We start from the raw sequence: 24,641 nt of genomic DNA, 5'->3' as shown, positions 1-24,641 counted from the left end.
CTCCTACCGCTTCTTCCTCTTGGACCGACGGCGGATGATCAGCCTGTCACTGGCCTTGTTCGCCTGACGGGTACGGCCCTCGGGCTTGCCCTTGGGGTTGACCGGGTGGCGACCACCGGAGGTCTTACCCTCACCACCACCGTGGGGGTGGTCGACGGGGTTCATCGCGACACCACGGACGGTCGGGCGCTTGCCCTTCCACCGCATACGTCCGGCCTTGCCCCAGTTGATGTTGGCCTGCTCGGCGTTGCCCACCTGACCGACAGTCGCGCGGCAACGCACGTCAACCATGCGCATTTCGCCGGAGGGCATACGCAGCGTGGCGTACTGGCCCTCCTTGGCGAGCAGCTGGATCTGCGCACCGGCGGAACGACCCAGCTTGGCGCCACCGCCCGGACGGAGCTCCACCGCGTGGATGAAGGTACCGGTCGGGATGTTGCGCAGCGGCAGGCAGTTGCCCGGCTTGATGTCGGCCGAAGGGCCGTTCTCGATCCGGTCGCCCTGCTTGAGGCCGGTGGGAGCGATGATGTAGCGCTTCTCACCATCGGCGTAGTGCAGCAGAGCGATGTTGGCGGTCCGGTTGGGGTCGTACTCGATGTGAGCGACCTTGGCCGGAACGCCGTCCTTGTCATGCCTGCGGAAGTCGATGATCCTGTAGGCGCGCTTGTGACCGCCGCCTTGGTGGCGAGCGGTGACCCGGCCGTGTACGTTGCGGCCGCCCTTGCTGTGAAGGGGCGCAAGCAGCGACTTCTCGGGCGTGCTGCGGGTGATCTCGGAGAAGTCCGAGACACTCGAGCCGCGGCGACCCGGGGTCGTCGGCTTGTACTTACGGATGCCCATCTTTTTCGTTCATCCTTTGTCGGTTACATGGGAGAGCCCGCCGCACGAATGTGCGGCGGTTCGCCCTTTTCTAGCTATGTACGGCGAGCACTAGCCGATCTGACCGAAGATGTCGATCCGATCGCCCTCGACCAGGCTCACAATCGCGCGCTTGGTGTCGGGACGCTTGCCGAAACCGGTGCGGGTGCGCTTGCGCTTGCCCTGCCGGTTGATGGTGTTCACGCTGCTGACCTTGACCCCGAAGATCTGCTCAACGGCAATCTTCACCTGAGTCTTGTTCGCGGTCTTACGGACCAGGAACGTGTACTTGTTGTGCTCATCGATCAGGCCGTAGCTCTTCTCGGAGACGACCGGCTTGATGATGACGTCGCGCGGGTCGGCGATCTTCTCCATCAGGCGTCTTCCTTCTTGCTCGACTCGACCGAAAGCCGCGCGACGACCTGGTCGTAGGCCTCCTGCGTGAAGACCACGTCGTCGTGGACGAGCACGTCGTAGGTGTTCAGCTGCCCGGCGTCCAGCAGGTGGACCTCCGGAGCGTTGCGCAGGCTCATCCAGGTCAGCTCGTCGGCCTCGTCGACGACGACGAGAACGCGCGGAGCCTGGGTGATCTTACGCAGCGCCTCGAGGGCGGCCTTGGTCTTCGGGGTCTCCCCCGTGACCAGCGTGCTGACCACGTGAACGCGGTTGCCGGACGCCCGGTCGGACAGGGCGCCACGCAGGGCGGCGGCCTTCATCTTCTTCGGGGTCCGCTGCGAGTAGTCGCGCGGGACCGGACCGTGGACGACGCCACCGCCGGCGAACTGGGGCGCGCGGGTCGAACCCTGACGGGCGCGGCCGGTGCCCTTCTGGCGGTAAGGCTTCTTGCCGCCGCCACGGACCTCACCACGGGTCTTGGCCTTGTGGGTGCCCTGCCGGCGAGCGGCGAGCTGGGCCACGACCACCTGGTGGATCAGCGGAACGTTGACCTTGACCCCGAAGATGTTCTCGGGGAGGTCAACCGTGCCGGTCTTCGCGCCGCTGGCGTCGAGGACGTCAATAGTGGTGCTCACTTGGCAGCCCCCTTCTTGGCAGCGGTACGGACGAGGACCAGGCTGCCGTTGGCGCCGGGGATCGCACCCTTGATCAGGATGAGGCCCTTCTCGGCGTCCACGGCGTGAACCTTGAGGCTCTGCACGGTGGTGCGGACGTTACCCATCCGGCCAGCCATGCGAAGACCCTTGAATACGCGGCCCGGGGTGGCGCAGCCACCGATGGAACCCGGCGAGCGGTGCTTGCGCTGCGTACCGTGCGAGGCGCCCAGGCCCTTGAAGCCGTGGCGCTTCATGACACCGGCGAAGCCCTTGCCCTTGGACTTGCCAGTCACGTCGACGTACTGGCCGGCCTCGAAGGTGTCGGCCAGCAGTTCCTGGCCCAGGGTGTAGTCGCTCGCGTCGTCGGTGCGGATCTCCGCAAAGTAACGGCGCGGGGTGATGTCGTGCTTACGCAGGTAGTCGCCGAGCGGCTTGTTGACCTTCCGGGGGTCGACCTGCCCGAAGCCGAGCTGGATGGCGGAGTAGCCGTCCTTCTCAGCGCTGCGGACGCGGGTCACCACGCACGGACCGGCCTCGACCACGGTCACCGGAACCATCCGGTTGTCCGCGTCGAAGACCTGGGTCATGCCGAGCTTCTTGCCCAGGACGCCCTTGATCGTCTTAGCCATGTCAGTGCGTTCCCTCAGAGCTTGATCGAAATGTCAACGCCCGCGGGGAGGTCGAGACGCATGAGCGAGTCGACGGTCTTGGGCGTGGGGTCGATGATGTCAATCAGCCGCTTGTGCGTGCGCATCTCGAAGTGCTCGCGGCTGTCCTTGTACTTGTGCGGCGAGCGGATGACGCAGTACACGTTCTTCTCGGTCGGCAGCGGCACCGGGCCCGCGACCTTCGCGCCAGTCCGCGTCACCGTCTCGACGATCTTCTTGGCCGAGCTATCGATGACCTCGTGGTCATAGGCCTTAAGCCGGATGCGGATCTTCTGTCCCGCCATAGTGGCCTCGGTGTCCTTCGCTGTCGTCTGAAAAAGTATCGTGCGGCCTGTTGCCGCTGTTCATACGGGCGAAACCGCCCGATAACCCCACGTAGCAGACGCATACGATCTGCCGTTTTCTTCCGTGATCCGGCAGTTACTTCGGTCACAACCTGCGGTCGTCCGAAGCCACTGCGAGATCACGGCTTTGCGTGGAGCCGTGCTGGAGCTTTCGCGGATCGGCGGCCGGCCCTGTGATGAGGCCGACCGCCGCCCCGGCGAATCGTGCTACTTGAGGATCTTCGTCACGCGACCGGCGCCGACGGTGCGGCCACCCTCACGGATCGCGAACTTCAGACCGTCCTCCATGGCGATGGGCTGGATCAGCTCAACGCGCATTTCGGTGTTGTCGCCCGGCATGACCATCTCGGTGCCCTCGGGGAGGTTCACCACGCCGGTCACGTCCGTCGTACGGAAGTAGAACTGCGGGCGGTAGTTGTTGAAGAACGGCGTGTGGCGGCCGCCCTCGTCCTTGCCCAGGATGTAGACCTGAGCCTCGAACTCGGTGTGCGGGGTCGTGGTGCCCGGCTTGATGACACACTGACCGCGCTCGACGTCCTCGCGCTTGATGCCACGCAGGAGCAGACCGACGTTGTCACCGGCCTGGCCCTCGTCGAGCAGCTTGCGGAACATCTCGACACCGGTGACCGTAGTGGTGGTCTTGTCTTCCTTGATGCCGATGATGTCGACGGTCTCGTTGACCTTGACCACACCGCGCTCGATACGACCGGTGACGACGGTGCCGCGACCCGTGATCGAGAAGACGTCCTCGACCGGCATCAGGAACGGCTTGTCGGTCTCACGGACCGGCTCGGGGACGTTCTCGTCGACAGCGGTCATCAGCTCGATGATGCTGTCCTCCCACTTGGTGTCGCCCTCCAGCGCCTTGAGCGCGGAGACGCGGACCACGGGGAGGTCGTCGCCGGGGAACTCCTGAGCGGACAGGAGCTCACGAACCTCGAGCTCGACGAGCTCCAGGATCTCCTCGTCGTCCACCATGTCGGACTTGTTGAGCGCCACGACGATGTAGGGAACGCCGACCTGGCGGGCCAGGAGGACGTGCTCCTTCGTCTGGGGCATCGGACCGTCGGTCGCCGCGACCACCAGAATCGCGCCGTCCATCTGGGCAGCACCGGTGATCATGTTCTTCACGTAGTCGGCGTGACCGGGGCAGTCCACGTGAGCGTAGTGGCGCTTCTCGGTCTGGTACTCGACATGCGCGATCGAGATCGTGATGCCGCGAGCCTTCTCCTCGGGCGCCTTGTCGATCTTGTCGAACGGGGTCGCCTCATTGATCTCGGGGAAGCGCTTGTGCAGCACCTGGGTGATCGCCGCGGTCAGAGTGGTCTTGCCGTGGTCGATGTGCCCAATGGTGCCGATGTTCACGTGCGGCTTAGTCCGCTCGAACTTGGCCTTAGCCACTGGTTCTCTCCTTAGAGAATCTGACTGACTTACTTCACACTCGGGCCCGGGAAGTTACCCGGCCCCTGGGCGGTGAGGCGGCTCGCACCGCCCCACCAGGGACTCCGGGGTTCGTACTACTCGCCCCGGGCCTTCGCGACGATCTCCTTGGCGATGCCGGGCGGCACCTCCGCGTAGGAGTCGAACTGCATGCTGTAGCTCGCGCGGCCCTGCGTCTTGCTACGAAGGTCACCCACGTAGCCGAACATCTCGGACAGCGGAACCAGGGCGGTGATGACGCGGGCGCCGGAGCGCTCGTCCATCGACTGGATCTGACCGCGGCGGCCGTTGAGGTCACCGATGACGTCACCCATGTAGTCCTCGGGCGTGGTGACCTCGACGGCCATCATCGGCTCGAGAAGCACAGCGTCCGCCTTGCGCGCGGCCTCCTTGAAGGCCATCGAGCCAGCGATCTTGAAGGCCATTTCCGACGAGTCGACGTCGTGGGCGGCACCGTCGGTCAGCGTCACCTTCACGCCCACCATCGGGTAGCCTGCCAGCACGCCGAACTCGGCGGCTTCCTGGGCGCCGGCGTCGACCGAGGGGATGTACTCCCTCGGCACGCGACCGCCCGAAACCTTGTTCTCGAACTCGTAGCCGTCGTTGCCTTCGCCGAGCGGCTCGAGGTTGATGATGACCCGCGCGAACTGACCGGAACCACCGGTCTGCTTCTTGTGGGTGTAGTCGACCTTCTCCACCTTGCGGCGGATGGTCTCGCGGTAGGCGACCTGCGGACGACCGACGTTGGCCTCGACCTTGAACTCGCGGCGCATGCGGTCGACGATGATCTCCAGGTGGAGCTCGCCCATGCCGGAGATGATCGTCTGACCGGTCTCCTCGTCACGCTGGACGCGGAAGGACGGGTCCTCCTCGGCCAGACGCTGGATGGCGGTGGACAGCTTCTCCTGGTCGCCCTTGGTCTTGGGCTCGATCGCGACCTGGATGACCGGGGCCGGGAAGGTCATCGACTCGAGGACCACGGGCTTGTTCACGTCGCAGAGCGTGTGACCGGTCGTGGTGTCCTTCAGACCCATGACGGCGACGATCTGACCGGCGTACGCCGACGGGCGCTCTTCGCGCTTGTTGGCGTGCATCTGGTAGATCTTGCCGATCCGCTCCTTACGGCCCTTCACAGGGTTGAGAACCTGCGAGCCGGTCTCGAGCGAACCCGAGTAGATGCGGAGGTAGGTGAGCTTGCCCAGGTGGGGGTCGCTCATGATCTTGAAGGCCAGCGCCGAGAAGGGCTCCTCGGGGTCCGCGTGCCGCTCGATGATCTCCTCTTCGTTGCCGACCGCGTGGCCCTTGAAGGCCGGGATGTCGGTTGGCGCCGGGAGGTAGGCGACGATGGCGTCGAGCAGGGGCTGCACGCCCTTGTTCTTGAACGCGGTGCCGGTGAGGACCGGGTTGATGGCGCTGGCGAGGGTCGCGCGGCGGATGGCCGCGACGAGCTGCTCCTCGGTGGGCTCGACGGCGTCGAGGTAGAGCTCCATCAGCTCGTCGTCGTTCTCGGCGACGGTCTCGACCAGACGGTCGCGCCACTCGCGAGCGATCTCGGCGTGGTCGGCCGGGATGTCGACGACGTCGTACATCTCGCCCTTGGCCGCCTCTTCGCTCCAGAGCAGGCCCTTCATCCGGATGAGGTCGATGACGCCCTTGAAGCCGGCCTCGACGCCCCACGGAAGCTGGACAACCGCCGGCGTCGCCGCCAGCCGGCTGACCATCATGTCGACGCAGCGGTGGAACTCCGCGCCGACGCGGTCCATCTTGTTCACGAAGCAGATGCGCGGAACGCCGTAGCGGTCAGCCTGCCGCCACACCGTCTCGGACTGCGGTTCGACACCCGCGACACCGTCGAACACGGTGACCGCGCCGTCGAGGACGCGCAGGTTGCGCTCAACCTCGATGGTGAAGTCGACGTGGCCCGGGGTGTCGATCAGGTTGATCGTGTGACCGTCCCACTCGGCAGTCGTCGCGGCGGACGTGATCGTGATGCCGCGCTCCTGCTCCTGCTCCATCCAGTCCATGGTGGCAGCGCCATCGTGGACCTCACCGATCTTGTAGTTGATACCGGTGTAGAACAGGATGCGCTCGGTCGTCGTGGTCTTGCCCGCATCGATATGGGCGATGATCCCAATGTTGCGGACCTTGGCCAGGTCAAGAGCGGTCGTTGCGGCCACTTCTCTCGCGTCCTCGTCGTCTCGTCGAACCCGCTGTTACCAGCGGTAGTGGGCGAAGGCCTTGTTGGACTCGGCCATCTTGTGGGTGTCCTCGCGCTTCTTGACACTCGCCCCCAGGCCGTTGCTGGCGTCGAGGAGCTCGTTCATGAGGCGCTCGGTCATGGTCTTCTCACGGCGGGCGCGGGAGTACTGCACCAGCCAACGCAGGGCCAGGGTGGTGCTGCGCGAGGCGCGCACCTCGACCGGGACCTGGTAGGTCGCGCCACCGACACGGCGGCTGCGGACCTCAAGAGTGGGCTTGACGTTGTCGAGGGCGCGCTTGAGCGTGATGACCGGGTCGTTGCCGGTCTTGTCCTTGCAACCCTCGAGGGCGCCGTAGACGATCGACTGCGCGATGGAGCGCTTGCCGTCCAGCAGCACCTTGTTGATCAGAGCCGTAACCAGCGGCGAGCTGTAAACCGGGTCAGACATGAGCTGACGACGGCCAGGAGAACCCTTGCGAGGCATAGTTAGCTCTTCTCCTTCTTCGCGCCGTAGCGGCTGCGGGCCTGCTTGCGGTTACGGACACCCTGGGTGTCGAGCGAGCCACGGATGATCTTGTAGCGAACACCCGGCAGGTCCTTCACACGACCGCCACGCACGAGCACGATGGAGTGCTCCTGCAGGTTGTGACCCACACCCGGGATGTAGGCCGTGACCTCGATGCCGTTGGTGAGGCGGACACGGGCCACCTTGCGCAGTGCCGAGTTCGGCTTCTTGGGGGTCGTGGTGTAGACGCGCTGGCAGACGCCGCGTCGCTGCGGACTCCCCTTTAGGGCAGGAGTCTTGGTCTTGGAGACCTTGTCCTGCCGGCCCTTGCGGACCAACTGCTGAATAGTGGGCACTGCCACTCCGTTCATGCCTAAGCCGGTGATACGTCAGGTTGTGCATTTCGCAGGTACTGCCGGTGTCATGACCTGCGGTTTTCTCCCCTGCTTCGACCCACGCGGTCGGGCGTGTCGCGCTCTTACAGAGCCACACTCCCGCGCAGAAGAACGCCAGGGGGAGGCCACGCCGCGCCATTGCGAGCGCACGCGTGAGAGCCCATGAATACACGGGCACGAAGGGCAAGACTACCTAGCCCCGCGCAGCACGTCAAAACGGCTGCGCGTCGATATGTTTCGCGCCGTGGTCAGTAGCAGACTCCGCGCCAAGTTTACCCGCTCCGGGCCACTGTTCTGCCCTCGTTACACCAACCTTCTACGCGGGTACGGCAAGCCCCCGGCAACCCTTCCCGCACACGATCACGGCAGGCGGCCCTTCACGGCGCCACGGTGGTGCCTGTGGAGGGCCACCCGCTCTCCCGGCGGGCCTGTGTGCCCGGAGGCCGGATGAACCGGGAGGTTGCCGGGCAGCGGCGCCCAGACCGCGCGGACACCGCACAGGGCGCGGAGAACGCGGAGAACGCGGAAGCGCGGACACCGCCCAGGGCGGGCAGAACGCGGAAGCGCCCGAGATCCGGAGATCTCGGGCGCCTCGTCAACCGTCTAGCGCGACGGGCTCATCGGTTGTACTGGCCGAAGTCGTACTCCTCCAGCGGCACAGCCTCGCCCGACCCCGTGCCGAACGTGTAGTCCGCCGCGGAGCCGTCGTAGCCGCCGACCGTGTACATCGCGGCCTTGGCCTCCTCGGTCGGCTCCACCCGGATGTTGCGGTACTGGGGCATGCCCGTACCGGCCGGGATGAGCTTACCGATGATGACGTTCTCCTTCAGGCCCAGGAGCGAGTCGGACTTGGCGTGGATCGCCGCGTCCGTCAGGACCCTGGTGGTCTCCTGGAAGGAGGCCGCCGACAGCCACGACTCGGTGGCCAGCGACGCCTTCGTGATGCCCATGAGGACCGGACGGCCGGCGGCCGGCTGGCCGCCCTCGGCCACGGTCTCGCGGTTCATGTTCTCGAAGCGGGGACGCTCGACCAGCTCACCGGGGAGCAGGTCGGTGTCGCCCGACTCCAGCACGTTCACGCGCTTGAGCATCTGGCGGACGATGATCTCGATGTGCTTGTCGTGGATCGACACACCCTGCGAGCGGTACACCTGCTGAACCTCGGCGACCAGGTGCAGCTGCACCTCGCGCGGGCCCATGATGCGCAGGACCTCGTTCGGGTTGACCGCACCGGCGATCAGCTGCTGGCCGACCTTGACGTGCTGGCCTTCCGAGATGAGCAGACGCGACCGCATCGACACCGGGTAGGCGATCTCCTCGGAACCGTCGTCCGGGGTGATGACCACCTTGCGGGTCTTGTCGGTCTCGTCGATCCGCGCGCGGCCCTCGGCCTCGGAGATCGGGGCGACACCCTTGGGGATGCGCGCCTCGAAGAGCTCCTGGACACGGGGCAGACCGTGGGTGATGTCCGCACCGGCCACACCACCGGTGTGGAAGGTACGCATCGTCAGCTGGGTACCGGGCTCACCGATCGACTGGGCGGCGATGATGCCGACCGCCTCGCCGACGTCCACGAGCTTGCCGGTGGCCAGCGAGCGGCCGTAGCAGGTCGCGCAGACACCGATCTTGGCCTCGCACACCAGCGCGGAGCGGGTGCGCACGGTCTCGATCCCGGCGTTGACCAGGTCGCTCACGTGGATGTCGTTGATGTCGACACCCGCCGGGGCGATGATCTTGCCGTCGACCTCGACGTCCTCAGCCAGGATGCGGCCGTGCACGTTGGACTCGGCGTTGTCGGCCTTGACCAGGTTGCCCGACGCGTCACGCTCGCCGACGTGCAGCGGGACCGCGCGGTCGGTGCCGCAGTCGATCTCGCGCACGATGACGTCCTGCGCCACGTCCACCAGACGACGGGTCAGGTAACCCGAGTCGGCGGTACGCAGGGCGGTGTCGGCCAGGCCCTTCCGCTGACCGTGGGTGGAGATGAAGTACTCCAGCACCGACAGGCCCTCGCGGAACGAGGCCTTGATCGGACGCGGGATCGTCTCACCCTTGGTGTTGGACACCAGGCCACGGATACCGGCGATCTGACGCACCTGCATCTTGTTACCGCGGGCGCCGGAGTTGAGCATCATCCAGACCGGGTTCGTCGCCGGGAACGCGTTGACCATGTCGGTCTCGACGTCCGCGGTGGCGTGGGTCCAGATCTCGATGAGCTCCTGGCGGCGCTCCTCGTCGGTGATCAGGCCGCGCTCGTACTCACGCTGGACCTTGTCGGCCCGGCGCTCGTAGTTCTCCATGATCTCGGCCTTGTTGGGCGGCGCGACGACGTCGTCGATCGAGATCGTGACACCGGAGCGGGTCGCCCAGCGGAAGCCGGCGTCCTTGAGCGCGTCGAGCGAAGCCGCGACCTCGACCTTGGGGTAGGTCTCGGCCAGCTCGTTCACGATCGTGGACAGCTGCTTCTTGCCGACCTGGAAGTTGACGAACGGGTAGTTCGGCGGCAGCGTCTGGTTGAACAGGCACCGGCCGAACGTCGTCTCCAGGCGGATCGGGTCGCCCTGCTCCCAGCCCTCCGGCGCGACCCAGTCGCGCGCGGGGAAGACGTCCTTGAGCCGGATCTGGATCTTCGCCTGAATGTCCAGCTCGCGGCGGTCGAACGCCATCTGGGCCTCGGCCACGGAGCCGAAGACGCGGCCCTCGCCGAGGGCGCCCTCCTTCTGCGTGGTCAGCCAGTAGAGGCCGATGACCATGTCCTGGGTGGGCATCGTCACGGGCTTGCCGTCGGCCGGCTTGAGGATGTTGTTGGTCGAGAGCATCAGGATGCGTGCCTCGGCCTGGGCCTCAGCCGACAGCGGCAGGTGCACGGCCATCTGGTCGCCGTCGAAGTCCGCGTTGAACGCGGTGCAGACGAGCGGGTGGATCTGGATGGCCTTGCCCTCGACCAGCTGCGGCTCGAACGCCTGGATGCCCAGGCGGTGCAGCGTCGGAGCGCGGTTGAGCAGCACGGGGTGCTCGGTGATGACCTCTTCGAGCACGTCCCACACGACCGGGCGGGCACGCTCGACCATCCGCTTGGCCGACTTGATGTTCTGCGCGTGGTTGAGGTCAACCAGGCGCTTCATCACGAACGGCTTGAACAGCTCCAGCGCCATCTGCTTGGGCAGACCGCACTGGTGCAGCTTGAGCTGCGGGCCGACGACGATGACCGAACGGCCGGAGTAGTCGACGCGCTTGCCCAGCAGGTTCTGGCGGAAGCGGCCCTGCTTGCCCTTCAGCATGTCGCTGAGGGACTTGAGCGGACGGTTGCCGGGGCCCGTGACCGGGCGGCCGCGGCGGCCGTTGTCGAACAGCGAGTCGACGGCCTCCTGGAGCATCCGCTTCTCGTTGTTCACGATGATCTCGGGGGCGCCGAGGTCAAGGAGACGCTTGAGGCGGTTGTTCCGGTTGATCACACGACGGTAGAGGTCGTTGAGGTCGGAGGTCGCGAACCGGCCACCGTCGAGCTGCACCATCGGGCGCAGGTCCGGCGGGATGACCGGGATGCAGTCGAGCACCATCCCGCGGGGCGAGTTGGTGGTGTTGAGGAACGCCGAGACGACCTTGAGCCGCTTGAGGGCGCGGGCCTTCTTCTGGCCCTTGCCGCTGCGGATCGTCTCACGCAGGTTCTCGGCCTCGGCGTCGAGGTCGAAGCTGGTCAGACGGTCCTGGATCGCCTGCGCGCCCATGCCGCCCTTGAAGTAGCGGCCGAAGCGGTCGCGCATCTCGCGGTAGAGCAGCTCGTCGCCCTCCAGGTCCTGGACCTTGAGGTTCTTGAAGCGGCTCCACACCTCGTCCAGGCGGTCGAGCTCGCGCTGTGCGCGGTCGCGCAGCTGGCGCATCTCGCGCTCGGCGCCCTCGCGGACCTTGCGGCGCTGGTCGCCCTTGGCGCCCGCGGCCTCAAGCTCGGCCAGGTCGCCTTCGAGCTTCTTCTGCCTGGTCTCGATGTCGGCGTCACGACGCTGCTCGATGTGCTGCCGCTCGACCGAGATCTTCGCCTCGAGCGAGGGCAGGTCACGGTCGCGCATCTCGGCGTCGACCTGCGTGATCATGTAGGCCGCGAAGTAGATGACCTTCTCGAGGTCCTTCGGGGCCAGGTCAAGCAGGTAGCCGAGGCGCGAGGGAACGCCCTTGAAGTACCAGATGTGCGTGACGGGCGCGGCCAGCTCGATGTGGCCCATCCGCTCACGACGCACCTTGGCGCGAGTGACCTCGACGCCGCAGCGCTCACAGATGATGCCCTTGAAGCGGACGCGCTTGTACTTACCGCAGTAGCACTCCCAGTCGCGGGTCGGGCCGAAGATCTTCTCGCAGAAGAGTCCGTCCTTTTCCGGCTTGAGCGTCCGGTAGTTGATCGTCTCCGGCTTCTTGACCTCGCCGTGTGACCACTGGCGGATGTCATCGGCCGTTGCCAGCCCGATCCGGAGCTCGTCGAAGAAGTTGACGTCCAGCATGTGCGATCTCCCCCTCAGACTTCTTCCACGCTGCTCGGCTCACGCCGGGACAGATCGATACCGAGCTCTTCGGCGGCCCTGAAGACGTCCTCGTCGGTGTCGCGCATCTCGATGGACATGCCGTCGCTGGAGAGCACCTCGACGTTCAGGCACAGCGACTGCATTTCCTTGATGAGGACCTTGAAGGATTCGGGGATGCCGGGCTCGGGGATGTTCTCGCCCTTGACGATGGCCTCGTAGACCTTGACCCGGCCGAGGACGTCGTCGGACTTGATGGTCAGGAGCTCCTGCAGGGCGTAGGCCGCGCCGTAGGCCTCCAGCGCCCACACCTCCATCTCACCGAAGCGCTGGCCACCGAACTGGGCCTTACCGCCGAGCGGCTGCTGGGTGATCATGGAGTACGGGCCGGTGGACCGGGCGTGGATCTTGTCGTCCACCAGGTGCAGCAGCTTCAGGATGTAGCTGTAGCCCACCGCGATCGGGTAGGGGAACGGCTCGCCGGAGCGGCCGTCGAACAGCTGCGCCTTTCCGCTCTCCTGCACCATGCGATCGCCGTCGCGGTTGGGCAGGGTGTTGCTGAGCAGACCGACGATCTCTTCCTCGTGGGCGCCGTCGAAGACCGGCGTCGCCACGTTGGTACGCGGCGCGACCTGCTCGAAGCCCTTCTCGCGCAGGCGCTCCGCCCACTGCTCGGTCAGGCCCGAGATGTCCCAGCCGCGGGCCGCGATCCAGCCGAGGTGAGCCTCGAGCACCTGCCCGATGTTCATCCGGCCGGGCACGCCCAGCGGGTTGAGGATGATGTCGACCGGCGTGCCGTCCTCGAGGAACGGCATGTCCTCGACGGGCAGGATCTTGGAGATGACGCCCTTGTTGCCGTGGCGGCCGGCGAGCTTGTCACCGTCGGTGATCTTACGCTTCTGGGCCACGTACACGCGGACCAGCTCGTTGACACCGGGGGGAAGCTCGTCGCCCTCGTCACGGGAGAACACGCGGACGCCGATGACCTTGCCCTGCTCGCCGTGCGGCACCTTCAGCGAGGTGTCGCGCACTTCGCGGGCCTTCTCGCCGAAGATCGCGCGCAGCAGCCGCTCCTCGGGGGTCAGCTCGGTCTCGCCCTTGGGCGTGACCTTGCCGACGAGGATGTCGCCGGGTACGACCTCGGCGCCGATGCGGATGATGCCGCGCTCGTCGAGGTCGGCCAGGACCTCTTCGGAGACGTTCGGGATGTCCCGGGTGATCTCCTCGGGGCCCAGCTTGGTGTCACGGGCGTCGACCTCGTGCTCCTCGATGTGGATCGAGGACAGGACGTCGTCCTGCACCAGCCGCTGCGACAGGATGATCGCGTCTTCGTAGTTGTGGCCCTCCCACGGCATGAACGCCACGAGCAGGTTCTTGCCCAGGGCCATCTCGCCCTGGTCGGTGCAGGGACCGTCGGCGATCACCTGGTTGACCTCGACCCGGTCGCCTTCGACGACGATGGGCTTCTGGTTGAACGAGGTGCCCTGGTTGGAACGCTTGAACTTGGCGACACGGTAAGTCGTGCGGGTGCCGTCGTCGTTCATCACGGTGACGTAGTCGGCGGAGACCTCCTCCACCACACCGGCCTTCTCGGCGCTGATGACGTCGCCCGCGTCGGTCGCGGCACGGTACTCCATGCCGGTTCCGACCAGCGGCGCCTCGCTCTTCAGCAGCGGCACGGACTGCCTCTGCATGTTGGAGCCCATGAGCGCGCGGTTGGCGTCGTCGTGCTCCAGGAAGGGGATCATCGCCGTGGCGACCGACACCATCTGGCGCGGCGACACGTCGATGTAGTCGACTTCCTCGGCACGGGCGAGTTCGGTCTCGCCGCCCTTGGTGCGGACCAGGACGCGGGACTCGGCGAAGGTGCCGTCGGGGTTGAGCACCGTGTTGGCCTGCGCCTTGACGAAGCGGTCCTCCTCGTCGGCGGTCAGGTAGTCGACCTGCTCGATCACCTTGCCGTCGACGACCTTGCGGTAGGGCGTCTCGACGAAGCCGAAGGCGTTGATCCGGCCGTAGGAGGCCAGCGAGCCGATGAGGCCGATGTTCGGGCCTTCGGGAGTCTCGATCGGGCACATCCGGCCGTAGTGGGACGGGTGCACGTCTCGGACCTCGAAGCCGGCCCGCTCACGGGACAGACCACCGGGGCCCAGCGCGGACAGACGCCGCTTGTGCGTCAGGCCGGCGAGCGGGTTGGTCTGGTCCATGAACTGCGACAGCTGCGAGGTGCCGAAGAACTCCCGGATCGAGGCCACGACCGGGCGGATGTTGATCAGGGTCTGCGGCGTGATCGCCTCGACGTCCTGGGTGGTCATCCGCTCACGGACGACGCGCTCCATCCGGGCCAGGCCCAGGCGGACCTGGTTCTGGATGAGCTCGCCGACACTGCGCAGACGGCGGTTGCCGAAGTGGTCGATGTCGTCGGTCTCGACGATCCGCTCGCCCTGGGCGCTCGGCATCGACTCCTCGCCCGCGTGCAGGCGGACGATGTACTCGATCGTGGAGACGATGTCGTCCTCGGTGAGGGTCCCCTGCGTGATGTCGCTGTCGACCCCGAGCTTCTTGTTGATCTTGTAGCGGCCGACCTTGGCGAGGTCGTAGCGCTTGGGGTTGAAGTACAGGTTCTCCAGCAGGGTCTGCGCCGACTCCTTGGTCGGCGGCTCGCCCGGACGGAGCTTGCGGTAGATGTCGAGCAGGGCGTCATCCTGGCCGGCCGTGTGGTCCTTCTCCAGGGTGGCCCGCATCGACTCGTACTGGCCGAAGCGCTCGAGGATCTGTTCGTTGGTCCATCCCAGTGCCTTGAGAAGCACGGTGACGGCCTGCTTGCGCTTGCGGTCGATGCGCACACCGACGCTGTCGCGCTTGTCGATCTCGAACTCCAGCCAGGCACCCCGCGAGGGGATGACACGGCAGTCGAACAGGTCCTTGTCCGAGGTCTTGTCGACACTGCGGCCGAAGTAGACACCCGGGGACCGGACCAGCTGGGAGACGACGACACGCTCGGTGCCGTTGATGATGAAGGTGCCCTTCGGCGTCATGAGCGGGAAATCGCCCATGAACACCGTCTGGCTCTTGATCTCACCAGTGGTGTTATTGATGAACTCCGCCGTGACGAACATCGGGGCGGAGAAGGTCATGTCCTTGTCTTTGCACTCATCTACTGAGTACTTGGGCGGCTCGAACCGGTGGTCGCGGAACGACAAGGACATGGTCCCCGAGAAGTCCTCAATGGGACTGATCTCTTCGAAGATCTCTTCGAGGCCCGACTGGGTCGGGACGTCCTTGCGCCCGGCCTGGCGAGCCGCCTCAACCCGGGCCTTCCACTTCTCGTTGCCCAGCAGCCAGTCAAAGGACTCGGTTTGCAGGGCGAGAAGATCAGGAACTTCGAGGGGCTCCTGGATACGCGAAAACGAAACGCGATTGGGACCAGCGGGTACGGCGGAGGCGTTGCGCGAGGCTGCCAACAGATGTCCTTCCGAGGGCTCGCGGCGGACTGACTACACGCACGCCAGACAACCTCGCAACGTGAGCAAGCATCGCGGGTCGTCAAAGGGCAGCGCAAAGGGGCAGTGTAGCCGAACGGCACACGCCTGTCCACTTCGCTCTCGCTGCATGCTCCACGTTGGTCGCAGCATCGCCCGTTCGGACGCAAACGTCAAGCCCACAACCCCGACTTTCCGCCGGGTCGAGGCCGGGACGCTGGGATTTCTCCCCTGCGTGATCGGGCGCCTACCGTCAGGCCCAAGACGATACCCGCGAACGGGGACGGCTAACGCTCCGTCACACCGAGGGTCGAACCCATGCCGACAACCGGTGTAGCAGTGACTGGGATACCCCTGGGCAAGGACTCGCTAAACCTGAATTTTGATAACAATTGAAGGACACGCCGCGCCCGGGGACTCAGGCGGTGCCCAGCAGCGTCGACAGGTCGGCGACGAGCCACCGGCCGGCTGTCTTGATCATGACGAACCTGGCGCGGTTCTGGGTGATCTGTTGCTGGGGCTCGGCCTCGCCCGGCAGCTCCTTGACCGTACCCGTGTTGACGAACAGGAGAACCTCTACCCGGCCGGGTTCCGCGCGCTCGACGGCCGCCCCGGCGACCGCGGTCGTCTGGACGGTCTTCTGGGCCTTGGCGGTCGGCACGAGGGTGGTGGCCAGCTCCTTGTAGTGGGTGGTCAGCTGGCCCGTGGTGTGCTCGCCGGCCCGCGCCAGGTCCTGTTCGATCGTGCGGTGGTTGTACGACAGCAGGTCCGGCGCCACGGCCTTGGCGGCGGCCATGGCCTCGACGCCCGCGGACTGCCCGTCGCGCAGGTGCCGCAGATCCGTCCACATCACCCAGAGGGCCACCGACAGCCCCAGCACGAGCGCCGCCAGCACCCCGATCGCCACGGCCTTCACAGCACCTGCACCGCCTTCGACACCAGCCAGACCCCGCCGACCTTGGTCACATCCATCGACCAGCGGTAGAAGCGCTCCTGAGGGGCGTTCTTGGAGCCCTCCCAGCGGATCTCGACGTCCGCCACCACCAGGACCTTGGCGACGCCGCCCGCCATGGACTCCAGCCCCCGGGCGCGCAGCACGCCGTGCTGGACGACCTTGTTGGTGATCGTGGTCTCCTTGAGCCGGGCGGCGTTGGCGGAGTACTCGGCCCGCGCGGCCCCGGTCGAGGTCGCCAGGATGCGCCCGAGGTCGGCGTCGACGGTCTTGTAGTTGAGCGAGAGCAGGTTGACCGCGTGGGTGCCCGCCGCGTCGAGCGCGGCGGCCCGGTCGTCGTCCGTGGCCTGCTCGCCGCGGAGCTCGCCGCTGACCCACAGCGCGAACCCGCCGAGCAGCAGCGCCAGCACCCCGAGCACGATGATCGTCAGCCAAGCGGCGGACCGAGAGGCGGTGCCTGTCATGTCCGCTCCTTCCTGATCGCCGGATCATTACCCGCGAGCCACTCTTCCAGACCCGGGATCGACGGCGGTACGCCCGGCGGCGGCACATCCGCGCCCCCGCGCACCCCGGTCGGCGAGCCCTCCGGCTCCGTGCAGGTCGCGCGCGGGTCGACCGCCTTCACCCGGGTGTCCTGGGGATGGCGGCGGCGCACGTCCTCGTAGCCGCGCGTGCACGGCGGCGGCACGTTGAGGTTGAGGTTGAGCCCGAAGTGCAGCCCGTCGCGGCCGACCACGGTGAAGGCCCCTGCCACGCCCGCCGGGTAGCCGATGAGGAGCTGGCGCAGCGCCGCCACCCTGGCCGATACGCCGCGCCCGCCGACGATGAGGTTGCCCAGCAGCGGCCGCAGGTGCGGTTCGAGCCCGTCCACGAGCTTCTCCGCCGAGCGGGCCGCAGGGCCGCCGGCGTCGATCGTGCGCTCCAGGTCCGCGGAACCCTCGCGCAGCGAACCGGTCAGCGAGGCGAGGTCGCGCGCGAACGCCTTGAGGTGCCCGCCCTCGGCCCGCTGCGTGCGCAGAACCGTCTCCCCCCGCTCGATCAGCGTGACCGTCTCGGGCAGGACCTCCACGGCCGCCGCCGTCAGCTCCTCGCCCGCCGTCAGCAGCCGCCGCAGGTGCGCGGCGTTGCCGCCGAAGGCGTGTTCCATCTCGGTCACGACGGTCTCGGCGTCGCGCGGGTCCACCGACGTCAGCAGCCGCTCGGCGTCGCCGAGCAACTGGGCGGTGGTGATCGGCAGCGCGGTGCGTTCCCTGGCGATCGTGTCGCCTTCCTTCAGGTACGGCCGCGCCGTACCTGAAGGCTGGAGGTCGAGGTACTGCTCGCCCACACCCGAGCGGTTGGCGACGACGGCGAGCAGCCCCGTGGCGGGCACCGGCGGCTCGTGCCGCAGGCGGAGGACGGCGCGCACCCCGCCGGCGGTGAGCGACAGCGACTCGACGCGGCCGACCCGCACGCCGCGGTAGGTGACCTCGGCGTGTTCGAAGAGGCCGCCGGCATCGGCCAGTTCGACGCCGACCCGGTAGGCGGGGTCGAACAGGTCGGCGCCGACCCGCGCGTAGCGGACCAGCGTGTACGCGGTGGCGGCGAGGCTGATGGCGAGGAAGGCGGCCAGCTTGATCCGCAGGCTCATCGCGGGCTCCTGCCGAGGAGGTTGTCCAGGGTGGTGGAGGGGGTGAGGTCCACGGTGACGTCGACGTTGCCGTAGTCGCCGCGCAGCAGGCCGGTGGCCGAGCCGGGGAAGGGGAAGGTGAGCGCGGTGCCCAGGTTGGCCGCGATCTCGCGGCGGGCGCGGTCGAGGTCGGCCAGCAGGGCACGCAGGTGGGCGAGGTTGGCGAGGGTGTCGGACTGGGAACGGGTCACGACGCGGGTGGCGGTGCGGCCGAGGCGGGCCAGGGCGGTGAGCATGCGGGTGAGGTCGGCGCGCTGGCGGCGCAACTGCTTGACCGCGGGGCCGATGTCGGTGGCGACGGCGCGCAGGGTCCGGCGCTGGGCGGCCAGGGTGGCGGTGAGCCGGTCGAGGTTGCCGATGAGGCGGACGATGTCGCCCTTGGAGCCGTCGAGCGCGGTGGCGAACGCGTCGAGGCGGCGCAGCAGGTTCCTGACGGTGCCGGTGCGGCCGTCGAGCATGGCGCCGAGTTCGGTGTTGATGGTGGCCAGTTGTTCCAGGCCGCCGCCGTTGACCAGCAGAGAGGCGGCGGCGAGCACCTGCTCGACCTCGGCGGTCCGGGTGGTGCGGCTCAGCGGGATGCGGCCGCCCAGGCTGCCGGTGCCGGAGGGGACCAGCTTGACGAACTTCTCGCCGAGCAGGCTCGTCTGGGAGATGGCGGCGCCGGTCCCCGCGGGCAACGCGGCGTCCGCCCTGACCGTGCAGGTGACCTCGGCCCGCCAGCCGGCGGCCAGTTCGATCGCGGTGACCTTGCCGACGGTGACGTCGTTGAGCTTGCACAGCGAGTGCGGGACGAGGTCGAGGGCGTCGGCGAACTCGATCGTCACCTCGCGCGGGTTCGGCCCGAGGTCGGCTCCGCCGGGCAGCGGGAGCGACTGGACGCCCTCGAAACCGCAGCCGGCGGCCAGCAGCAGGGCCATGATCGCGACGGGCGTCTTCACGGAGCCAGCCCTCCGAGGGTGCGGTCGGGCATCCGGACGGAGGCGGGCAGCGGCACGAGGTTCTGGACGATCGCGTCGAACCAGCGTCCGTTGCCGATCGCGTCGGTGAACTGCCGGGTGAAGGGTGCCAGCAGCCGCAGGGAGCGGTCGAGGCTCTCCTCGTTGCGCCGCAGCAGCCCGGCGAACTCCCGCAACTGCCGCAGAGCGGGCTTGAGCGTGGTCCGGTTGTCGGCGATCAGGCCGTCGATCTGCGCGGTCAGCTCCAGCGTGTTCGTCAACAGGCTGTGGATGACGGCGCGGCGGGCGGAGATCTCGCGCAGCAGGAGGTCGCCGTCCTTGATCAGGGCGCGGAGCTCCTGGTTGCGGCCGGCCACCAGGCCGGTGACCGTTTCGGCGTGCCGTACCAGATCGTGGAGTTTGTCGTCGCGGGAGGCGACGGTCCGCGAGAGGCGGCCGAGGCCGAGCACGGAGGCGCGGATCTCCTGCGAGGAGCCGTCCAGGGTCTGTGCGAGCGTGTCGAGCGCGCTCTTGAGCGCGCCCGCGTCGATGCGGGCGGCGCTGTCGGCGAGGTCGCCGAGGGCGGGCATGATCTCGTACGGCACGCTGGTCCGCTCGACCGGGATGGCGCGGTCGAGGCGGCCGGGGCCGTGGGGTTCGAGCTGGACGTGGTGGGAGCCGAGCAGCGTCGCCGGCCGGATGTGCGCGCGGGTCCGCGAGCCCAGCGGCACCTCCCGCTCCAGGCGCAGGCCGACGCGGACGTGCGCGCCCTCCAGTTCGACCTCGCTCACCTCGCCGACCTTCACCCCGGCCACGACGACGTCCTCGCCCGGCCGCAGCCCCGCCGACTCGGCGAAGGCGGCCGTGTAGACGGTTCCGGTCTTCAGCTGGGGTACGGCCAGCGCACCGGCCACCAGCGCCGCGGCGGCGGCCAGGCCGGCGATGCCGAGCGGGAGCGGGTCGCGGTGGCGGAAGGGGATCAGCGGCATCGGCGGCTCTCGTTGACGATCTTCGGCGTGGTGGTCGCGCCCGCCCGGACCTCCAGGGAACAGAGGTAGAAGTTGAACCACGAGCCGTAGGAGACGGCCCGGGTGAGCTGGTTGAGCCGGATCGGAACGTCCTTGATGGTCTTGTCGATCAGCGCCCGCTCCTCGTTGAGCGCGGCGAGGAAGCCGTCGGCGTGCCGGATTCCGGCCTTGAGGTCGGGCCTGGCGCGCTCGGTGAAGCCCGCGGTGACGCCGGCGAGCCGGTCGAGGGCGGTGAGGGAGTCGCCGATGGCCTTGCGGTCCTCGGCCAGGCCGCTGACCAGCGACCGCAGGTCGGCGACGAGCTCGCTGTAGGCGTCCTCGCGGCCGGCGATCTCGGCGAGCACCGCGGTGAGGTTGTCGATCACCCGGCCGATGACCGCGTCGCGGTCGGCGAGCGTGCCGGTGAGCGAGGCGACGTGGCCGAGGAGGCTGTCGACGGTGCCGCCCTCCCCCTGCAGCACCTGGACGATCTGCCAGCTCAGCTTGTTGACGTCTTCCAGCCGGATGGCCTTGAGCAGGGGGCGGAAGCCGTTGAACAGCGCGGTGACGTCGAGCGCCGGGCGGGTGTCGGTGATCAGCTCGCCCGGCCGCAGCGCGCCGGGTCCGCCGCGGCCGGTGGACAGCGCGAGGTAGCGGTCGCCCACCAGGTTGCGCCAGCGGATCGCGGCGATGACGCCGCGGGGCAGCCGGGTGCGTTCGAGGACGGTGAAGGAGACCTCGGCGCGCGTCCCGGCCAGCGCGACCTCCTCCACGCGGCCCACCCGTACGCCCGCGGCCCGCACGTCGTCGCCCGGCCGCAGTCCGGTGACGTCGGTGAACACCGCGCGGTAGACGCTCGACGCGGCGAACTGCGTCCCGGAGATCGTGACCGCCAGCATGGCCACGCACAGGGTCGTGGCCAGTCCGAACAGCCCGAGCTTGATCGCCGCCTTCAGCGTGGTCATCGCAGCATCAGCCCCGCCAGGTCCTCGGTGCCGTCGGCGAACCGAACCCCCGGGAAGGGCACCGCCGGCCGGGGCAGGCCGTAGCAGCGCGGGCCCCTGGTGTCGCCGTAGGCGGGCGCGTCGGCCCCCTCCCGGTACGGCGGCGCCGGCCTGACCAGCTCCAGCACCGCCTTCACCCGCCCGTCACCGAACGCCTCGTCCAGCAGCGGCCGGAGGCGGTCAAGGCCCTGGAACACGCACGGCACGGTCGGCGCATAGCGGGCGGCGAGGTCGAGAGCGGGCCTGGACACATGCTGGAGTCCCACCAGGCCGGTCTCGTTGACCGTCAGCAGGGCGTCGGCCTTGCCCGCGCTCCTGGTGACCGCGCGGGCGAGCTGGTCGATCTCGGCCTCTCTGCCGGTGAGCGTTGCGCTCAGCGCGGCGGAGTTGGCCAGGGTGCGCAGGAGGTCGGGGGCGGCCTGGCCGTACAGGTCGGTGACGTCGGCGAGGGCGGAGATGTCGCGGCGGATCGCCGGGAGGTGGGGGGTGAGCCGGGTGAGGTAGTCCTCGGCCTTGTCCAGGGTGGCGCCGGTTCTGGCGCCTCTGCCTTCCAGGGCGGTGGCGAGGGCGGTCAGGGTGGTGGCCAGCCGTTCGGGGTGGATGCTCCGCAGCAGCGGCAGCAGCCGGTCGAGCACCTGCGCCATCTCGACGGCGGCGGCCGGGGCGATCAGGCGGTCGCCGTCGCGCAGCTCGGAGGTCGGCGTCGCGGGCGGGACGAGGTCCACGTACTTCTCGCCGAAGACGGTCTTCGGCATCAGCCTGGCCGTCGCGGCGCGGTCGACGGGGTGGTCGAGGGCGAGGGTGAGCTCCGCGCCTCCGGTGGTGGCCTTCAGGGCGGTGACCTCGCCGACGAGGACGCCGCGTACCTTGACGTCGGCGCGCGGGCCGAGCTGGAGCCCGGCTCTGGGGGCCGACAGGGTCACGATGGTCGCGCCGGAGAACACCTTGAAGTACGCGGCGACGGTCACCGCCGTGAAGGCGGCGATCAGGGCCAGCAGGGCGGCGCCGTGTCTCATCCGGCCAGCCGTACCGTGGTGGTGGTGCCCCAGATGGCCAGGCCGAGCAGGACGTTGGCCACGTTGACCGCGACCAGCACCGCGCGCATCGCCCGCCCCACCGCGACGCCGACGCCCGCGGGGCCGCCGGAGGCGTGGAAGCCGTAGTAGCAGTGCACCAGGATCACCAGCACGGCGAACAGCACCACCTTGCCCAGCGACCAGAGCACGTCGTAGGGCACGAGGAAGAGGTCGAAGTAGTGGTCGTAGGTGCCGGTCGACTGGCCGTAGAGGACGGTGGTGATCAGGCGGGTGGCGACGTAGGAGGCGAGCAGGCCGAGGACGTACAGGGGCAGCATGGCGGCGAACCCGGCGATCAGCCGGGTGCCCACGAGGAACGGCACCGAGGGGATCGCCATGACCTCCAGCGCGTCGATCTCGTCGCTGATCCGCATCGCGCCGAGCTGGGCGGTGAAGCCCGCCCCGACGGTGGCCGACAGGCCGATGGCGGCCACGATGGGGGCGATCTCGCGGGTGTTGATGTAGCTGGAGAGGAACCCGGCGAAGGCGGAGGTGCCGATCTGGTCGAGTGCGGTGTAGCCCTGCAGGCCGACCTCGGTCCCGGCGAAGAAGGTCATGAACGCGACGATCGCCATCGTGCCGCCGATGACGGCCAGGCCGCCGGTGCCGAGGCTCACCTCCGACAGCAGCCGCAGGATCTCGGCGCGGTAGCGGAGCGCCCGGGGCAGTTGGACGAAGGTCTTGGTGTAGAACTCGCCCTGCTTGTTGAGTGACATCACCACACCGCCGCGCTGATGAGGAAGTTCTCGGCGAACAGGACCATGGCCGCGAAGACCACCGTCTGGTTGACGGCGTCGCCGACGCCCTTGGGCCCGCCGGCCGCGCTCAGTCCCTTGAAGCAGGCGATCATCCCGGCCGTGGCGCCGAAGACGAGCGCCTTGACTTCGGCGACCCACAGGTCCGACAGCTCGGCCAGCGCGTTGAACGACTGCAGGTACGAGCCGGGCGAGCCGCCCTGGGCGATCACGTTGAACAGATAGCTGGCGATCAGGCCGACAGTGGTCACCAGGCCGTTGAGCAACGGCGCGACGACCGCGCACGCGGCCACCCTGGGCACCACGAGGCGGTGGAGCGGGTCGATGCCGAGCACCTCCAGCGCGTCGATCTCCTCCCGGATCCTGCGCGCGCCCAGGTCGGCGCAGATGGCGCTGCCCGCCGCGCCCGAGATCATGAGCGCGGTCACGACCGGACCGGCCTCGCGCACGATGCCGAGCACGGCGGTGGCGCCGGTGAACGACTGGGCGCCGAACTGGCGGATCAGGTTGCCCGCCTGGAGCGCGAGCACGGCGCCGAACGGGATGGACACCAGCGCCGTGGGCAGGGCGCTGACGCTGACGATGAACCAGGCCTGCCGCAGGAACTCCCGCCAGTGGAAGGGCCGCTTGGGCACGGCCCGCAGGGTGTCGAGCGTGAGCGCCACGAACGCACCACTCGCCCTGATCACTGGCAGCGTCCTTTCGAGTGCGGAGAGTAGTCGTTCGGGGCCGCGGAAAAGGCCGGTCCGTCCATGCGCGGGGGCTACCTGACGCCGTTGAGATGGGCGCTGACCAGCCGGGGGTACTCCTCCAGCCAGTTGCGCCCGCGGTCGTCGACGAACGAGCCCTGCGGCGGGATCACACCGTGGGCGGCCAGCCAGGCGCCGGGCGGCTGCTGACTGCGGCGCACCCGGTTGCCCGTGGGCATGAGCTGCGGCGGGATCGGCGGCAGCGCGCCGGGGTCGTGGCCCATCTGGGCCTCGGCCTCCAGCTCCGAGACGTCCTTCTCCTCCGACATGCCGATCGGGCCGTGGCGGCGCGCGTTGAGGAACTGGCGCACGACCGGCTCGTCGCTCGACAGCAGCATCTCGCGCGGGCCGAACATCACCAGTTCCCGGCGGAACAACAGCCCGATGTCGTCAGGCACGGTACGGGCGGTGTTGATGTCGTGGGTGACGATGAGGAACGTCGCCTCGAAGTCGGTGTTGAGATCGACGAAGAGCTGGTTGAGGTACGCGGTGCGCACCGGGTCGAGCCCCGAGTCCGGCTCGTCCACGAGGATGATCTCCGGATCGAGCACCAGCGCCCTGGCCAGGCCCGCGCGCTTGCGCATGCCGCCGGAGATCTCACCGGGCAGCTTGGACTCCGCGCCGAGCAGGCCGACGAGCTCCATCTTCTCCATGACGATCTGGCGGATCTGGGTCTCGCTCTTCTTGGTGTGCTCGCGCAGCGGGAAGGCGATGTTGTCGAACAGGCTCAGCGAGCCGAACAGCGCGCCGTCCTGGAAGAGCACGCCGAACAGCCGGCGCAGTTCGTAGAGCTTGTCCTCGCTGCAGTTGGCCAGGTCGTAGCCGTCGATCCAGATGTGGCCACGGTCGGGACGCAGCAGGCCGACGAGCGTCTTGAGGAAGACGGACTTTCCGGTGCCGGACGGGCCGAGCAGCACCGAGATCTCGCCCGCGGGCAGCGTCAGCGAGACGTCCTGCCAGATGACCTGCCGACCGAACGATTTGGTCAGCCCCTCGACCACGACTTCGACGCCCACCGGTCACCTTCCGCGAGCATGGG

21 protein-coding genes are annotated in these 24,641 nt (G+C 68.2%); all 21 read right to left on the bottom strand.

Annotated features, from left to right (window positions below; all coding sequences use genetic code 11):
• Positions 1 to 3: 3 nt before the first annotated feature.
• Complete coding sequence (gene rplB / locus ACIBKY_RS00980) at positions 4 to 840, bottom strand: 50S ribosomal protein L2 (protein ID WP_184958074.1); 837 nt, start codon at positions 838 to 840, stop codon at positions 4 to 6.
• A 90-nt stretch (positions 841 to 930) separates the two neighbouring features.
• On the bottom strand, positions 931 to 1,233 hold the full coding sequence (gene rplW, locus ACIBKY_RS00975; protein ID WP_379614536.1) for a 50S ribosomal protein L23: 303 nt from the start codon (positions 1,231 to 1,233) through the stop codon (positions 931 to 933).
• Complete coding sequence (rplD, locus tag ACIBKY_RS00970; RefSeq protein ID WP_379614538.1) at positions 1,233 to 1,889, bottom strand: 50S ribosomal protein L4; 657 nt, start codon at positions 1,887 to 1,889, stop codon at positions 1,233 to 1,235. Before rplD ends, rplW begins: the two co-directional genes overlap by 1 nt.
• Positions 1,886 to 2,539 carry a 50S ribosomal protein L3 gene (gene rplC / locus ACIBKY_RS00965; RefSeq protein WP_184958077.1) on the bottom strand — a complete coding sequence of 218 codons (654 nt, stop codon included), beginning with the start codon at positions 2,537 to 2,539 and terminating at the stop codon, positions 1,886 to 1,888. The genes rplD and rplC overlap by 4 nt, the downstream gene beginning before the upstream one ends.
• Before the next feature lie 14 nt (positions 2,540 to 2,553).
• On the bottom strand, positions 2,554 to 2,862 hold the full coding sequence (rpsJ, locus tag ACIBKY_RS00960; protein WP_012887830.1) for a 30S ribosomal protein S10: 309 nt from the start codon (positions 2,860 to 2,862) through the stop codon (positions 2,554 to 2,556).
• Between the two features lie 267 nt (positions 2,863 to 3,129).
• Positions 3,130 to 4,323, bottom strand: a complete 1,194-nt coding sequence (gene tuf, locus ACIBKY_RS00955; protein WP_379614540.1) for an elongation factor Tu — start codon at positions 4,321 to 4,323, stop codon at positions 3,130 to 3,132.
• Between the two features lie 116 nt (positions 4,324 to 4,439).
• Positions 4,440 to 6,539, bottom strand: a complete 2,100-nt coding sequence (fusA, locus tag ACIBKY_RS00950; RefSeq protein WP_379614542.1) for an elongation factor G — start codon at positions 6,537 to 6,539, stop codon at positions 4,440 to 4,442.
• A 36-nt stretch (positions 6,540 to 6,575) separates the two neighbouring features.
• Complete coding sequence (gene rpsG, locus ACIBKY_RS00945) at positions 6,576 to 7,046, bottom strand: 30S ribosomal protein S7 (protein ID WP_184958080.1); 471 nt, start codon at positions 7,044 to 7,046, stop codon at positions 6,576 to 6,578.
• 2 nt (positions 7,047 to 7,048) lie between these two features.
• Positions 7,049 to 7,423, bottom strand: coding sequence for a 30S ribosomal protein S12 (gene rpsL / locus ACIBKY_RS00940; RefSeq protein ID WP_020542315.1), 375 nt, complete (start codon positions 7,421 to 7,423; stop codon positions 7,049 to 7,051).
• A 656-nt stretch (positions 7,424 to 8,079) separates the two neighbouring features.
• Positions 8,080 to 11,955, bottom strand: a complete 3,876-nt coding sequence (locus ACIBKY_RS00935) for a DNA-directed RNA polymerase subunit beta' (protein WP_397093426.1) — start codon at positions 11,953 to 11,955, stop codon at positions 8,080 to 8,082.
• 14 nt (positions 11,956 to 11,969) lie between these two features.
• The gene (gene rpoB / locus ACIBKY_RS00930; protein ID WP_397093424.1) at positions 11,970 to 15,437 is read right to left on the bottom strand and encodes a DNA-directed RNA polymerase subunit beta; all 3,468 of its coding nucleotides are present in this window, start codon (positions 15,435 to 15,437) and stop codon (positions 11,970 to 11,972) included.
• Between the two features lie 436 nt (positions 15,438 to 15,873).
• Positions 15,874 to 16,371 (bottom strand): hypothetical protein, encoded by a 498-nt coding sequence (locus ACIBKY_RS00925; RefSeq protein WP_397093422.1) that lies wholly within the window; start codon positions 16,369 to 16,371, stop codon positions 15,874 to 15,876.
• A complete protein-coding gene (locus ACIBKY_RS00920; protein ID WP_397093420.1) occupies positions 16,368 to 16,871 on the bottom strand; it encodes a hypothetical protein in 504 nt (167 codons plus the stop codon). Before ACIBKY_RS00920 ends, ACIBKY_RS00925 begins: the two co-directional genes overlap by 4 nt.
• The gene (locus tag ACIBKY_RS00915; RefSeq protein ID WP_397093419.1) at positions 16,868 to 18,037 is read right to left on the bottom strand and encodes an MlaD family protein; all 1,170 of its coding nucleotides are present in this window, start codon (positions 18,035 to 18,037) and stop codon (positions 16,868 to 16,870) included. The genes ACIBKY_RS00920 and ACIBKY_RS00915 overlap by 4 nt, the downstream gene beginning before the upstream one ends.
• Positions 18,034 to 19,014 carry an MCE family protein gene (locus tag ACIBKY_RS00910; protein WP_397093418.1) on the bottom strand — a complete coding sequence of 327 codons (981 nt, stop codon included), beginning with the start codon at positions 19,012 to 19,014 and terminating at the stop codon, positions 18,034 to 18,036. The genes ACIBKY_RS00915 and ACIBKY_RS00910 overlap by 4 nt, the downstream gene beginning before the upstream one ends.
• Entirely contained in the window at positions 19,011 to 20,000 is a 990-nt protein-coding gene (locus tag ACIBKY_RS00905; protein WP_397093417.1) for an MCE family protein, read from the bottom strand. Before ACIBKY_RS00905 ends, ACIBKY_RS00910 begins: the two co-directional genes overlap by 4 nt.
• Complete coding sequence (locus tag ACIBKY_RS00900; RefSeq protein WP_397093415.1) at positions 19,991 to 20,983, bottom strand: MlaD family protein; 993 nt, start codon at positions 20,981 to 20,983, stop codon at positions 19,991 to 19,993. Before ACIBKY_RS00900 ends, ACIBKY_RS00905 begins: the two co-directional genes overlap by 10 nt.
• Positions 20,980 to 22,038, bottom strand: a complete 1,059-nt coding sequence (locus ACIBKY_RS00895; protein ID WP_397093414.1) for an MCE family protein — start codon at positions 22,036 to 22,038, stop codon at positions 20,980 to 20,982. Before ACIBKY_RS00895 ends, ACIBKY_RS00900 begins: the two co-directional genes overlap by 4 nt.
• Positions 22,035 to 22,814 carry an ABC transporter permease gene (locus ACIBKY_RS00890; protein ID WP_397093412.1) on the bottom strand — a complete coding sequence of 260 codons (780 nt, stop codon included), beginning with the start codon at positions 22,812 to 22,814 and terminating at the stop codon, positions 22,035 to 22,037. The genes ACIBKY_RS00895 and ACIBKY_RS00890 overlap by 4 nt, the downstream gene beginning before the upstream one ends.
• The gene (locus ACIBKY_RS00885) at positions 22,814 to 23,542 is read right to left on the bottom strand and encodes an MlaE family ABC transporter permease (RefSeq protein ID WP_397093411.1); all 729 of its coding nucleotides are present in this window, start codon (positions 23,540 to 23,542) and stop codon (positions 22,814 to 22,816) included. Before ACIBKY_RS00885 ends, ACIBKY_RS00890 begins: the two co-directional genes overlap by 1 nt.
• Positions 23,543 to 23,616: 74 nt before the next feature.
• A complete protein-coding gene (locus ACIBKY_RS00880) occupies positions 23,617 to 24,618 on the bottom strand; it encodes an ABC transporter ATP-binding protein (RefSeq protein WP_397093410.1) in 1,002 nt (333 codons plus the stop codon).
• Positions 24,619 to 24,641: the final 23 nt, after the last annotated feature.

It is taken from the genome of Nonomuraea sp. NPDC050394, assembly GCF_044459065.1.
Lineage (GTDB): Bacteria > Actinomycetota > Actinomycetes > Streptosporangiales > Streptosporangiaceae > Nonomuraea.
Note: the sequence above shows the minus strand (reverse complement) of the source record. Positions and strands in the feature narration are given on the sequence as shown.